The 13,645-nt window shown below is 60.5% G+C and carries 13 protein-coding genes; 5 read left to right on the forward strand and 8 right to left on the reverse strand.

Going from position 1 to position 13,645, the window contains the following annotated elements; genetic code table 11:
• Positions 1-199: 199 nt before the first annotated feature.
• The 5 genes from ureE to HDC30_RS14150 all read left to right on the forward strand — a co-directional run bounded on the left by ureE (position 200) and on the right by HDC30_RS14150 (position 3,922).
• Positions 200-700: an urease accessory protein UreE gene (gene ureE / locus HDC30_RS14130; protein ID WP_183783676.1), complete on the forward strand. Its 501-nt coding sequence runs from the start codon at positions 200-202 to the stop codon at positions 698-700.
• A complete protein-coding gene (locus tag HDC30_RS14135) occupies positions 697-1,371 on the forward strand; it encodes an urease accessory protein UreF (protein ID WP_027613540.1) in 675 nt (224 codons plus the stop codon). The genes ureE and HDC30_RS14135 overlap by 4 nt, the downstream gene beginning before the upstream one ends.
• 23 nt (positions 1,372-1,394) lie before the next feature.
• Positions 1,395-2,009 (forward strand): urease accessory protein UreG, encoded by a 615-nt coding sequence (ureG, locus tag HDC30_RS14140; protein ID WP_007966946.1) that lies wholly within the window; start codon positions 1,395-1,397, stop codon positions 2,007-2,009.
• A 27-nt stretch (positions 2,010-2,036) separates the two neighbouring features.
• Entirely contained in the window at positions 2,037-2,609 is a 573-nt protein-coding gene (locus tag HDC30_RS14145) for a HupE/UreJ family protein (protein ID WP_183783678.1), read from the forward strand.
• A gap of 179 nt (positions 2,610-2,788) precedes the next feature.
• A complete protein-coding gene (locus HDC30_RS14150; RefSeq protein WP_183783680.1) occupies positions 2,789-3,922 on the forward strand; it encodes an AGE family epimerase/isomerase in 1,134 nt (377 codons plus the stop codon).
• 122 nt (positions 3,923-4,044) lie between these two features.
• Here HDC30_RS14150 and HDC30_RS14155 read toward each other — a convergent pair whose 3' ends face one another.
• From HDC30_RS14155 to HDC30_RS14190, 8 genes are all read right to left on the reverse strand, one after another.
• Positions 4,045-4,950 (reverse strand): cation diffusion facilitator family transporter, encoded by a 906-nt coding sequence (locus tag HDC30_RS14155; protein WP_183783682.1) that lies wholly within the window; start codon positions 4,948-4,950, stop codon positions 4,045-4,047.
• Positions 4,951-5,124: 174 nt separating this feature from the next.
• Entirely contained in the window at positions 5,125-5,889 is a 765-nt protein-coding gene (locus HDC30_RS14160; RefSeq protein WP_027613536.1) for an SDR family oxidoreductase, read from the reverse strand.
• Positions 5,890-6,738: 849 nt separating this feature from the next.
• The gene (locus HDC30_RS14165; RefSeq protein ID WP_047600666.1) at positions 6,739-7,455 is read right to left on the reverse strand and encodes an ABC transporter ATP-binding protein; all 717 of its coding nucleotides are present in this window, start codon (positions 7,453-7,455) and stop codon (positions 6,739-6,741) included.
• Positions 7,452-8,324 (reverse strand): ABC transporter ATP-binding protein, encoded by an 873-nt coding sequence (locus tag HDC30_RS14170; protein WP_027613534.1) that lies wholly within the window; start codon positions 8,322-8,324, stop codon positions 7,452-7,454. The genes HDC30_RS14165 and HDC30_RS14170 overlap by 4 nt, the downstream gene beginning before the upstream one ends.
• A complete protein-coding gene (gene livM / locus HDC30_RS14175) occupies positions 8,321-9,622 on the reverse strand; it encodes a high-affinity branched-chain amino acid ABC transporter permease LivM (RefSeq protein WP_096794779.1) in 1,302 nt (433 codons plus the stop codon). Before livM ends, HDC30_RS14170 begins: the two co-directional genes overlap by 4 nt.
• 3 nt (positions 9,623-9,625) lie before the next feature.
• The gene (locus HDC30_RS14180) at positions 9,626-10,540 is read right to left on the reverse strand and encodes an ABC transporter permease subunit (RefSeq protein ID WP_027613532.1); all 915 of its coding nucleotides are present in this window, start codon (positions 10,538-10,540) and stop codon (positions 9,626-9,628) included.
• Positions 10,541-10,779: 239 nt separating this feature from the next.
• The gene (locus HDC30_RS14185) at positions 10,780-11,913 is read right to left on the reverse strand and encodes an ABC transporter substrate-binding protein (protein ID WP_027613531.1); all 1,134 of its coding nucleotides are present in this window, start codon (positions 11,911-11,913) and stop codon (positions 10,780-10,782) included.
• A gap of 368 nt (positions 11,914-12,281) precedes the next feature.
• Positions 12,282-13,565: an FAD-binding oxidoreductase gene (locus tag HDC30_RS14190; protein ID WP_183783684.1), complete on the reverse strand. Its 1,284-nt coding sequence runs from the start codon at positions 13,563-13,565 to the stop codon at positions 12,282-12,284.
• Positions 13,566-13,645 lie beyond the last annotated feature (80 nt).

Genomic DNA, 13,645 nt, shown 5'->3' on the forward strand with positions numbered 1-13,645 from the left:
CGAGCAGGCTCACTCCTACATTGCTCTGTGTGACAGCCACAAATTGGCGCATGTAAAAATCTTCACGCACCAAAACCTTCCAAAATTCTGCAACATCTTGAAACATCCTCTACGCTCCGACAGGGATTTCCTACATCTCGTCCGGTTGGCAAGCCCCTTGCTCTAGCCCTCCTACAAGTCCACTGCTGGAAGCTTTCCGATGCTGGTGATTCATCGCAGAATCGACCCTCAACCTGTCTGGTCCGCCGAGTTGCACCTGACCTTCGAAGCGCGGAGCAAAAGCCGTCTGCGCTGTTTCAGTGCCGATGGCGAAGACGTCGGGCTGTTTCTGGAGCGCGGTCAGGCACCGTTATATGACGGCGAATGCCTGCAGGCCGAGGACGGCCGCATCGTTCGCGTCTGCGCACGCCCCGAGCAACTGCTGCACGTCACCTGCACCAATGCCTTCGAACTGACCCGCGCCGCCTATCATCTGGGCAACCGCCACGTCGCCTTGCAAGTCGGCGATGGCTGGCTGCGTCTGCTCGACGATTACGTGCTCAAGGCCATGCTCGAACAGCTCGGCGCCCAGGTCGAGGCGATTGAAGCGCCGTTCCAACCGGAACACGGTGCCTACGGCGGCGGCCATCACCATTCGCGGCATGGCGACGAAGATTTCAACTACGCGCCCAAACTCCATCAGTTCGGCGTACGTCTGTGAACCCGGCCTGGGCGCTGCTGCGCCTGGCCAGTCCGCAACTGCCGATTGGCGGCTACAGCTATTCGCAAGGCCTGGAAATGGCGGTGGATAACGGCCGCGTGAACAACCCGGACAGCGCCCGGCGCTGGATCAGCGATCAACTACTGCTCAACCTCGCCCGTTTCGAGGCGCCGCTGCTGCTGGCTCATTGTCAGGCCGCGGCCGAGGAAAACTGGCCCGAGTTGCTGCATCTCTGCGAAACCCACCGTGCCAGTCGCGAGACCCGTGAGTTGCATCTGGAGAGCCGGCAGATGGGTTACTCGCTGCAGCAATTGCTCAACGGTTTGCCGGAACTCGACGCGCCAGCCCGCAGCTTTCTTGAGCAATGCGCCGAACCGCACCTCGCTCTTGGCTGGGCACTGGCTGCCCGCGCCTGGCAAATCAGTCCGCAGGATGCGCTCGCCGCGTGGCTGTGGAGCTGGCTGGAAAACCAGCTCGCGGTACTGATGAAAACCCTGCCGTTGGGCCAGCAAGCCGCCCAGCGCCTGACCAGCGAACTGTTGCCGCTGCTGCAACAGGCGCAGCAGGACGCCACCCGCATCAATCCCGAACACATCGGCAGCGCCGCATTCGGCCTGTCCCTGGCGTGCATGGCGCATGAGCGCCAGTACAGCCGTCTGTTTCGCTCTTAGGGCCTGTCATCTTGGAGAAGCACATGAACACACAACCCCTGCGCGTCGGCATCGGCGGCCCGGTCGGTTCCGGCAAGACTGCATTGACCCTGGCCCTGTGCCTGGCGCTGCGCGACCGCTACAACCTGGCCGTCGTCACCAACGACATCTACACCCGCGAAGACGCCGACTTTCTGGTGCGCAACGAAGCGCTGGCCCCGGAGCGGATCATCGGCGTGGAAACCGGTGGCTGCCCGCACACGGCAATCCGCGAGGACGCCTCGATCAACCTCGAAGCGGTCGATCAACTGAACCGGCGCTTTCCGGGGCTGGACCTGATTCTGGTGGAATCCGGCGGCGACAACCTGTCGGCAACCTTCAGCCCGGAGCTGTCAGACCTGACCATCTACGTGATCGACGTCTCCGCCGGCGACAAGCTGCCGCGCAAGGGCGGCCCGGGGATCTGCAAGTCCGATCTGCTGGTGATCAACAAGATCGACCTGGCGCCGCTGGTCGGTGCTTCGCTGGAAATGATGGATAGCGACACCCAGCGCATGCGCAACGGCAAGCCATTCGTCTTCAGCAACCAGAAAACCGGCCAGGGCCTTGAAGAGATCATCGCCTTCATCGAGCGCCAAGGCCTGCTGAACGCCGCCTGACTTATTGACCAACAAGGAAGCTTATCCATGACACTCAAACGCATTCTCGGCGCCGTGGCGCTGCTGCTGACCCCGGCCCTCGCTTTCGCCCACCCGGGCCACGGCGACAGCGGTCTGGTCGCCGGTATCAGCCACCCGATCGGCGGCCTCGACCACTTGCTGGCGATGGTCGCGGTCGGCCTGTGGGCCGCGCAGCAACAAGGCGCGGCGCGCTGGGCGCTGCCGTGCACCTTCGTCGGCACCATGCTGATCGGCGGCCTGCTCGGCTTTGAAGGGCTGGAGCTGCCGGCGCTGGAAAGCGGGATTGCAGCTTCGGTACTGGCGCTGGGTCTGGCGGTGGCACTGGCGGTGCGCCCACCGCTGGTGATGGCGGTGGCGGCAACGGCGTTGTTTGCGTTGTTCCATGGCGTGGCGCATGGCCTGGAGCTGCCGGACATGAGCAGCCCTTGGGCGTATGCCGCCGGTTTTGTCGCGGCGACGGCGGCGCTGCATGCGGCGGGTTATGGCCTGGTGCGTGTGTTGCCTCAGGCTGCTGCACCATTGGTGCGAGTGGCGGGGGCTGCTTCGGCGGTGACCGGTGCATGGTTGCTGGCCGGCTGATCTTTATCGCCTGAACCGGCCCCATCGCTGGCAAGCCAGCTCCCACAGGTTTGTGGTTGATAACAATCCTTGTGGGAGCTGGCTTGCCAGCGATGACGGCCGATCAGACACTGAGACTCTAACAGCAGTCTCTCTGCTACCATGTCGCGCAATCGCCCCAGCCGTGACGACGTCCGCCAATGCCCCATGCTTGCCGCTCCACCTCCCTGCCCGAATTGACCGCCCTGTTCAGCGATGTGCAACAGCACTTTCTGGACGTGATCGTGCCGCTCTGGCAAGGCCCGGGCTGGAACGCCGACATGGCGCTGCCCTACGAGGCACTCGACGCCGCGCATCAGCCCTTGCCACCGCAACGCTATCGGGCGATGGCCTGCGCACGGCAGCTGTACCTGTTTTCCAGCCTGATCGGGGTTGTGGATAACGCCGAGGTACGCGCCGCCGCGCTGTTCCGCTCGCTGCAACGGCATTTCCACGATGCCGAGCACGGCGGCTGGTTCTACAGCATCGACGCGCAAGGCAAGCCGCTGGATCAGCGCAAAGACCTCTACACCCACGCCTTCATCCTGTTCGCCTGCGCCCATTACTGGGCCAAGTCCCGGGAGCCGCTGGTGGAATCCACGCTGAACGCCGCACTGGAAATCATCGGTCGGCGCTTCGCCACTGGTGATGGCCTGTACGAATCCTGTCTGGACCGCGACTGGATAACCCTGCAAACCGGGCCACTGCAAAACCCGCTGATGCACCTGGCCGAAGCGTTCCTCGCCACCTTGGCGGTACGTGAAGACGCGGCGACGCAGCAAGCGCTGGTCGAGTTATGCACAGCCATGCACACGCAGTTCGTCGACCCGCAACATGGCGTGTTGATGGAAAAACCACTTGGGGCTGTGGATAACTGGTACGAGCCAGGGCATCAGTTCGAATGGTATTTCCTGCTTGAGTCTTCAGCCCTGCTGCGCGGTTCGAAACTGCACGCGGCGCTGAAGCGAGCCTTCGCTTTCACCGAGCAATTCGGCGTTGAACAGCCGTCCGGCGCCGTGCGGGCGATGCTCGATCTGGAACTGGATGGACGACCGAAGGATTCGACTCAGCGGATCTGGGCGCAGGCGGAATACCTGCGCGCCCTGACCTTGCGCCCGGACAGCGAAGCTACAGTGCTGCGCCAGTTGCAGGCGCTGCAACAGCGTTTTCTGCATGCGGGCGGTTGGCATGAGTGCCGAGATGAGCTGGGAGAGGTCAGCCGCAAGGACATGCCTTCAACGACGCCTTATCACTTGGCGACGTGCTACAGCGGGCTGGCTGAATACCTTCGTTGATTGAAAAATAGCTTTCGCGAGCAAGCCCGCTCCCACATGGGAATTTCGGCGAACACATAATCTGTGAACAGCCTGGATCCCTGTGGGAGCGGGCTTGCTCGCGAATAGCCGTTACACGGTCTCTAGGCAATCCACTTCCTGTCACCGGTAAAGCTGATCGTCAACCAGCGTGCCGCATCCGGCTCGCCGAGCTGCGCCGAGATTTCCTCCCGCAACACATCCAGCTGACCTACGCTGCTCAGCGCATAATCCGCCGGCAACACCACATGAATCTCGATAAACCGCGCCCGCCCGTGCTTCTGCACGTAGGTCACGTAATCATCGAAACCATGCTCGACCTTCGCCGCTTCCATGACCTGACGCACCTGATCATCCAGGGTGTCCGGTGCAATACCCAGTACATCACGCAGCGCCGGGCCGAGGATCTTGAACGCCGGGGGCAACATGGTCAGCGCCAGCACGATCAGGATCAGCGGGTCGACAAATTTCGCCCACTCGTCAAAGCCCTGGGCCTTGAGCAGCAACGCGGCGAGAAAACTGATCAACAGGCCGACCGAGAGCATCGCGTCCACCAGCCAACTGATGTTGTCGAACTGGATCAGGCTGGACTTGAGCTTGCGATTGCGCCGACGCACGTAGAAGAAATAGGCGAATTCGACGACGGTGAACACCGCCGCATAAATGATCACCAGCCCCAGCTCGATCTCGCGGCCACCGTTGATGATGCCGAACACACCATTGAGAAACGCATAGATCGCGATCAACAGCAGGAAGCTGCCTTCGATCAGCAGCACCATCGGCTCCAGATGCCAGAAACCGAACTGGAAGCGGTGATTGCTCTCTTTGGCGATCAGCCGGGCGGTGATCAGCATCAGCACTTTGATGAACGTTGCGATCAGCGAGAAAAAACCATCGAAAAGGATGGATTGCGAACCTGAAACAAAACCGGTGACGATCCCGGCAATCGACACCGCGAACATCAGGATGGTCGATTGTTTGAGCAGTGACTGCTCACCTCGGTTACTCACGTAGCCTCCTCTAAAAACCTTTGAACCGCGGGGTGCGGTGGGGTTATTAGGGGGAGAGTTTACCTTACCGTCCTGTTTTGGCCGATTTGACCTATTCGCGAGCAGGCTCGCTCCCACTTTGAAATGCATTCCAATGTGGGAGCGAGCCTGCTCGCGAACAACGGTGACGCGGTATCAGGCTTTGTTACGCTCGATCGCAAACCCCGCCCAGGTCTGGCTCACCGGCATCAGCTCCAGGCTGTTGATGTTGATATGCGCCGGGGCGTTGAGCACCCAGAAGATGGTCTCGGCGATGTCCTGCGGCTGGATCGGCTCGGCACCGGCGTAGGTCGCGTTGTAGCGTTCCTGGTCACCGGCAAAACGCACCAGCGAGAACTCGCTTTCACACAGACCTGGCTCGATGTTGCTGACGCGCACGCCGGTGCCCTGCAGGTCGCAGCGCAGGTTCAGCGAGAATTGCTTAACGAACGCCTTGGTCGCGCCATACACGTGGCTGCCCGGGTACGGGTAGTTGCCGGCGATGGAGCCGAGGTTGACGATACCGGCGCCACGGCCGTGAGCGATCAAACGCGGCAGCAGCAGACGAGTGCTGTACATCAGGCCCTTGACGTTGGTGTCGACCATGGTGTCCCAGTCGTCGAGGTCGCATTTCGGTGCGGGGTCAACGCCCAGTGCCAGCCCGGCGTTGTTGATCAGGCCACGCAGCTTGGCGAACGACGGCGGCAGATTGGCAATTGCCTCTTCCATCGCCTTGCGGTCACGCACGTCGAGCACCAGACCATGCACTTCAGTCTGCTTCGACAACTCGGCGCACAGCGCATCGAGACGTTCTGCACGACGGCCGGTCAACACCAGTTTCCAGCCAGCCTCGGCGAAACGACGGGCACAGGCTTCACCAAAACCGGAGGTTGCGCCGGTAATAAACAGGGTGTTGGACATCGTGTTCTCCTTGCGTCGGCCGCCAGCGCAGCCATTGGAATAGAAAATCAGCAGCCAGCATGCCCGGCCCGGCATTTACGAGCAACACCCGCACCGGGACATCTTCCGATCAAAATTTGATCAATCGTCGCTACACCGTATGTGGCTTGGCCTGTAGCCATGTGCACGCACGTTATCCACAGTCCCTTCCACAGTTTCCGGGGGCAAGTGGAAACGCGCAAAGCCGCGCCATACAAGGCTTTGCGCAGGAAACAGAAAGTTTTTTGCTTGACCCTGGAGCCGCTGTTGTGCCGGAGATGGCATTTTGCACGACCGGACGGTCAGTGCAGTGATTGCGCGAGGCCAGTAATTACGGCCCTCAGCGGAGTCTTTCCAGAGTTTAGTCACAGACTTACCCACAGGCTTGCTCACACGTAATTGTTTCTACAGAACAGCCTAGAAAAAGGTTGACAACAGCGTCTTCAGCTCCAGCAAAAACGCCTGATCAAAAAGCGATCACCAGCCTGCAAGCCACGGAACACAAGGGCTTCAGCCAGCTACTCCCACGTTATTCACAGCCAGCTCCACAGTAAACGGGGACAAGTCAAAACTGTGGAAAAACAGCCATTTGCAGCGTCTATATGTCGCGCTTTGGCAGCTATGGGAATTTGTTTTCCACAATTCTGAAATCTGGCGCAGATCAACTGTGGGAGCGGGCTTGCTCGCGAAGAGGATGTGTCATAAAACACGGCGTTATCTGACACACCCTCTTCGCGAGCAAGCCCGCTCCCACAAGGGATTTGTGCGGGACTTGGGATGTAAAAAGCCCCGGGACTTACGTCGCGGGGCTTGTGGACAACTCAGGAAGAATCAGTGCCCGCCCAGATAAGCGTTACGCACCTCCTCATTCACCAACAACTCCTTGCCGGTACCGGTCAGACGAATCTCGCCGTTGACCATCACGTACGCCCGATCCGACAGCTTCAACGCATGGTTGGCGTTCTGCTCGACGAGGAAAATCGTCATGCCGGTTTTCGCCAGTTCACGCAGGGTGGCGAAGATCTGTTTCACCACGATCGGCGCCAGGCCCAGGCTCGGCTCATCGAGCAACAACAGCTTCGGCCGACTCATCAAGGCGCGGGCAATGGCGAGCATCTGCTGCTCACCACCGGACATGGTCATCGCCCGCTGGGTACGGCGCTCTTCGAGCCGCGGGAACAGCTCGAACATGCGCTGCATATCCTCCTTGGCATATTTGTCGCCGATCGGGATGGTACCCATCAGCAGGTTCTCCTCGACGGTCATGTCGGGGAACACCCGCCGCCCTTCCGGCGACTGCGCGATGCCGTTGGAGGCGATGTAGTGCGAGGACTTGTGGGTGATGTCGACGCCTTGATAGAGGATCTGCCCACCCGCCGCGCGCGGCTGGCCGAAGATCGACATCAGCAGCGTCGATTTACCCGCGCCGTTGGAGCCGATCAGGCTGACGGTCTCGCCTTCGTTGATCTGCAGCGACACGCCCTTGAGGGCCTGGATCGGGCCGTAGAACACGTCCAGGTCTTTGAGTTCGAGGATCGGTTTGCTCATACCAGCTCCTCTTCGTCGGCGCCCAGGTAGGCGGCAATCACTTTCGGATCGTTGCGGATCGCCTCGGGACCGCCTTCGGCGATGACCACGCCGTGATCCAGCACCACGATGTGGTCGGAAATGCTCATGACCATGCCCATGTCGTGTTCGATCAGCACCACGGTCAGATCGTGCTCGTCGCGCAGCAGCCGGATCATCGCGCTCAGCGCTTCGGTTTCCTGAGGGTTGAGGCCGGCGGCCGGTTCGTCGAGGCAGATGATCTGCGGCCGCGTGCACATGGCCCGGGCGATTTCCAGACGGCGTTGCTGGCCGTAGGACAGTTCACCGGCCAGACGGTTGGCGCAGTCCACCAGATCGACCACTTCGAGCCAGTAGAACGCGCAGTCCAGCGCATCACTTTCGGCCTTGCGGTAGCCCTTGGTGTTGAGGATGCCCGCGAGCATGTTGCGGTTGACCCACATGTGCTGCGCCACCAACAGGTTCTCCAGCACCGACATTTCCTTGAACAGGCGAATGTTCTGGAATGTCCGGGCCAGGCCGGCGCGGTTCACCAAATGGGTGCCGCCGAACATCTTGTAGTACAGGCGACTGAGGAAGCTTTTCGGCGAGACGAAGTCGGTCGGTTTGAAAGACTCGCCCAGCAGCTGGATGACGTTGGTCTGCTTGCCGCGCACGTTGAGTTCGATCTTGCCGCCGGAGGCCTTGTAGAACCCGGTCAGGCAGTTGAACACCGTGGTCTTGCCGGCGCCGTTCGGCCCGATCAGGGCGAAGATCGAGTTGCGTTTGACCTTGAGGCTGACATCGCTCAGGGCCTTGATGCCACCGAAGTGCATCATCAGTTTTTCCACAGAGAGTACGACTTCACTCATGGCGCAGTCCTCTCATAGTGAATGGCACCTTTACGTGGAGTGACCCCGGTACGGCTGATGCGAATCAGCCCGCGTGGTCGCCAGATCATCATCAGCACCATCAGGATGCCGAACAGCAGCACGCGATATTCAGCGAAGCCGCGCAGCAGTTCCGGAGCAACCGTCAGCACGAACGCTGCAATCACCACGCCGATGGTCGAGCCCATGCCGCCGAGCACGACGATGGCGAGGATCAGCGCCGATTCGAAGAAGGTGAACGAGGTCGGGTTGACGAAGCCTTGATAGGTCGCAAAAAACACCCCGGCCAGGCCGGCGGTCGACGCACCGATGGTGAACGCCGAGAGCTTGACCAGTACGTGGTTGAGGCCCATCGAGCGGCAGGCGATTTCATCTTCGCGCAACGCTTCCCAGGCGCGACCCACCGGCATTTTCACCAGCCGATGCTTGATGTACAGCACGGCCAGTACCACCAGGAACAACACCGTGTAGATGAAGTAATACTTCACGTCCGGGTTGTAGGCGATGCCGAAGAACTCATGGAACGGTACCCCGCCATCCTTGGCCCGCTTGCCGAATTCCAGGCCGAAGAACGTCGGCAATGGCGCCGGCATGCCGTTCGGCCCGCCGGTCAGCGACAGCCAGTTGTTGAGGATCAGGCGGATGATTTCACCGAAGCCCAGGGTTACGATCGCCAGATAGTCGCCGTGCAGACGCAGCACCGGAAAACCGAGGATGCAGCCGGCCAAACCGGCAGTGATTGCCGCCAGTGGCAGCACGGTCCAGAAGCCCAGCCCGAGGTATTGATAACCGAGCGCCAGACCGTAGGCGCCGATGGCGTAGAACGCCACGTAACCGAGGTCGAGCAGGCCGGCCAGACCGACCACAATGTTCAGCCCCAGGCCCAGCAGCACGTAGATCAGCCCGAGGATGACCACGCCCAGCAGGTACGAGTTGGAGACAAACGGCACGATGACCGCGAGCACGATCAGCAGTGGAATGATCCAGCGCAGACGTGATTTGTGATCGGCAGGCAGCACATGCACACCGGAGCCGGTGCTCTCGAATCCGTCGAGAATCTTCAGGCCCTTGGGCGTCTGCAGAAACAGACTCAAGGCAAAGCGGCCGATCATCACGATGCCGATAAGCCACGCCACGCGGGTTGGTTCGAGGTTGAAGCTGTAGCCTTCGAGCACGACGCCGACAATCGGGCCGAACACGATCAGGGCAATCAGGCCGGCCAGAATCGCCTCAACCAGGCTTTTTTTGATATCGATATTTTTTTGAGTGGTTGAAGACATCGCTTACACCTTCGACACAAGAGGACGGCCCAACAGGCCCTGAGGCCGGAAGACCAGAACAAGTACGAGCAGCGAGAAGCTGAACACGTCTTTGTAGTCGGAGTTGACCAGGCCCGAGAACAGCGACTCGGAGATCCCGAGAATGATCCCGCCGAGCATCGCGCCGGGCAGTGAGCCGATCCCGCCAAGCACGGCGGCGGTGAACGCCTTGATGCCGATGACGAAGCCTGCGTAGAAGTCGAACGTGCCGTAGTTCATGGTGATCAGCACGCCGGCCAGCGCCGCCATTGCTGCACCGATGATGAACACGTAGGAAATCACCCGGTCGGTGTTGATCCCGAGGATCGAAGCCATCTTGCGGTCTTGCTGGGTGGCGCGGCACATGCGGCCGAGCTTGGTGTACTTGATCACGTAGGTCAGCAGGCCCATGCCGACAAATGCGGCGACCAGAATGAAGATCTTGGTGTAGGTCAGTTGGACGAAACCGCTGCCGACGTCGATGCGCCAGGCACCGGTGAGCAGCGTCGGAACACCCTGTTGACGGGCGCCCTGGCTGATCTGGGCGTAGTTCTGCAGGATCAGCGAGATACCGATAGCACTGATCAGCGGTGCCAGTCGAGTGGAGTTGCGCAGAGGTTTGTAAGCGACGCGTTCGATTACCCAGCCATAAACGCCGGTAACGACGATAGTGAAAACCAGCGTGCCAAGCATCAACAGCGGGAAGGATTCGATACCGAAGTAAGCCAGCAGAGCCAGACTGATTGCCGCGAGGTACGCGGAAATCATGTAAACCTCGCCGTGGGCGAAGTTGATCATGCCGATGATGCCGTAGACCATTGTGTAGCCGATGGCGATCAGGCCATAGACCGACCCGAGGGTCAGGCCGTTGACCAGTTGCTGCAGGAAAATACCATCCATAACGCAATCTCACGCAATGAGAACCTGCCCACCGGAGCGGGCGGCTCTTCTAGGAAAAATACAGATTTACGTCGGAGCAATGTCAGAGCGCGATCAGCCCATCCCCACCGCCCTTGTAGGAGTGAGCCTGCTCGCGATAGCGGATCAACATTCAACACATGTGTCGCCTGTAACTCCGTCATCGCGAGCAGGCTCACTCCTACAATGGAACCGAAGGAATCAACTGATCACGTCAGCCCTTACTTCTGTTTTTCCAGCTGATGGTATTTGCCGTCCTTGTCCCACTGGTAAACCACGTAGTCAGAGACTTTCAGGTCGCCCTTCTTGTCCCAGGCTTTCTCGCCCATGACGGTTTTCACCGGGTTGGCCTTGAGCCACTCGGCGGCTTTTTCGCCACTGTTGGACTTGGCGCCGTTGAAGGCAGCCGCCAGGGTCTGAACCGACGCGTAGGCGTACAGGGTGTAGCCTTCAGGCTCGGTGCCGGCCTTGCGGAACGCGTCCACTACCGTCTTGCTGTCTGGCAGCAGGCGAGGGTCGGCGCCGAAGGTCATCAGCACGCCGTCAACGTATTGCGGGCCACCGGCGGTGGTCACCAGTTCGTCGGTGACGATGCCGTCATCAGACATGAACTTGACGTCTTTCAGGCCTTCGGTACGCAGTTGCTTGACCAGCGGGCCGGCTTCCGGGTGCAGGCCGCCGAAGTAGACAACGTCGGCACCGGCTGCACGAATCTTGGTGACCACGGCGCTGAAGTCTTTCTCGCCACGGGTCAGGCCTTCATACAGCACCGGCTTCACGCCACGTTTTTCCAGTTGAGCCTTGGTCGCATCGGCCAGGCCCTGACCGTAGGTGTCCTTGTCGTGCAGCACGGCGACTTTCTTGCCCTTGAGCACGTCGACGATGTAGTCGCCCGCGACGATGCCTTGCTGGTCGTCACGCCCGCACATACGGAACATGGCGCTCAGGCCGCGCTCGGTCACTTGCGGGTTGGTGGAACCCGGAGTGATCGCGATAACGCCGGCTTCGTCGTAGATTTCCGAGGCGGGGATGGTGGAAGAGGAGCAGAAGTGACCGACCACGCCGGCTACCTTCTGGTTGACCAGATCCTTGGCAACTGTCACTGCCTGTTTCGGTTCGCAGGCGTCATCGCCCTTGACCAGTACGATTTTCTCGCCGTTGACGCCGCCCGCCGCATTGACCGCGTCCGCCGCTGCCTGTGCACCCTTCATGTACTGCTCGCCAAATGCCGCGTTGGCGCCAGTCATTGGACCCGCTACACCGATTTTCACATCGGCTTGAGCAAACGCAGAAACACCCAACGCAGTAGCTACTGCGAGGGCCAGAAAGCCTTTCTTGTAAAACGTCTGGGACATGAGGTGGTGCTCCAAGGTTTTTTTTAGTTGGCACTGCGACTTCACTTCACTGAATGCTCTGAGCAAGCGCCGTGCCATCGGTTTTTTATTCTTCAAAAAGTCGCTGCTTTCTTGTTATTTCGACTGTTTCGTTCCCATTTTCATTGGGCGTGCAACCGTCTAAACCGCGGAAGGTGAAACCTTTTTAAATCTGAGGCGCAACCCGCTTGCGCCATCATTGCAACCGCGGCACCAAACGACGTGCAACCAGCCTGTAACAGCTCGCGTCACCGAACTGCACACTGCTGGTGCGGGACTGCTACAACCTGAACCATTAGAGGCTAGTCGCTACGCCGAAAAGCGCCGCTTCCGGCAACATATTTCAACACTCAAATGACGATGCGCAGGCACTGGCCCGCGTGATACAGCGAGAAGCCGGCCTCGTACAGGCAACTGCGCAGGCCGACGCCGGCCAGGGGCTGCATCGGTGCGAAGGGGATCGGCAGGGCTTGAGGATTTCCGTCACACAGGTAGTCGGCGAAGGCTTTGCCGACCACAGTGCCGGTGGTCACGCCACGACCGTTGTAACCGGTGACGGCCACCAGTCCCGGCGCCGGTTCGAACAGGCGCATCAGGTGATCGGGGGTGAAGGCGATGCGCCCGGTCCAGGTGCATTCCCATTCCACCGGTTTCAGGTTGGGGAAGTAGTGTTGCTGCACCCGGTCGGCCCAGGCCTTGAGGAACCAGGTGGGTTTCTGATTGCCGTTGCCCAGACTGCCGAGCAACAACCGGCCGTCCTTGTCACGACGGATGCTGCTCAGCACTTGGCGCGTGTCCCACGAGCCCTGCCCGCCGGGGAGGATGTCATGGGCGGCGTCTTCGGTCAGCGGCACCGAAGCGACCTGATAGTAGTAACCGGGGAAGAAGTTGCGCTTGAGTTCGGTCCAGTCGCCCTCGGTGTAGGCGTTCGAGGCGATCACCACTTGCTCGGCGAGTACCGAACCTAGCTCGGTCTGCACCGACCATAGCTGGCCCACGCGTTCGAGACGGGTCACTGGTGAGTGATCGAACATCTGCCCGCCCAGGCCCTTCACCGCGTTGGCCAGGCCGGTGACATAGGCCATCGGGTTGAGCGTACCGGCGCGGCGATCGAGAAGTGCGGCGGCAATCTTCTGCGTACCGGTGGCTTGCTCGCAGGCCTTGCCGGTGAGCAGCTCGACCGGCGCCCCGCGGCGCTTCCATTGTTGCTCGCGACTGCGCAGATCCGCCTCGCCCTTGGCGTTGTGCGCCATGTGCAGGGTGCCTTCGCGCCGCAACTGGCAATCGATGTTGTATTTATCCACAAGGCTGAACACCAGCGCCGGCGCCGCCCCGAGCATGCGGTTGAGCTGACTGCCGACCGCTTCGCCGAAACCGGCTTCGATCTCGTCCGGCGGGATCCACATCCCGGCGTTGACCAGCCCGACGTTGCGTCCGGAGCCGCCGTGCCCGGCACGATGCGCTTCGAGCACGCAGACGCTTTTGCCTTTTTCCAACAGATGCAGCGCCGCCGACAACCCGGTAAACCCGGCGCCGATCACGCAGACATCGACTTTGACCTCACTCTTGAGCGCGGTGTTATCCGGGCGTTGCGGCGTGAGTGTTTCCCACAGACATTCTTCGCGTAACGGCATTGCCAGACTCCAACAGAAACCTGCCAAACACACTGTTGATCCTGTGTGATAAAGCCCTGTGGCGAGGGGATTTATCCCCG

Origin of the sequence: Pseudomonas sp. JAI115 (assembly GCF_014200835.1) — a bacterium.
Lineage (GTDB): Bacteria > Pseudomonadota > Gammaproteobacteria > Pseudomonadales > Pseudomonadaceae > Aquipseudomonas > Aquipseudomonas putida_A.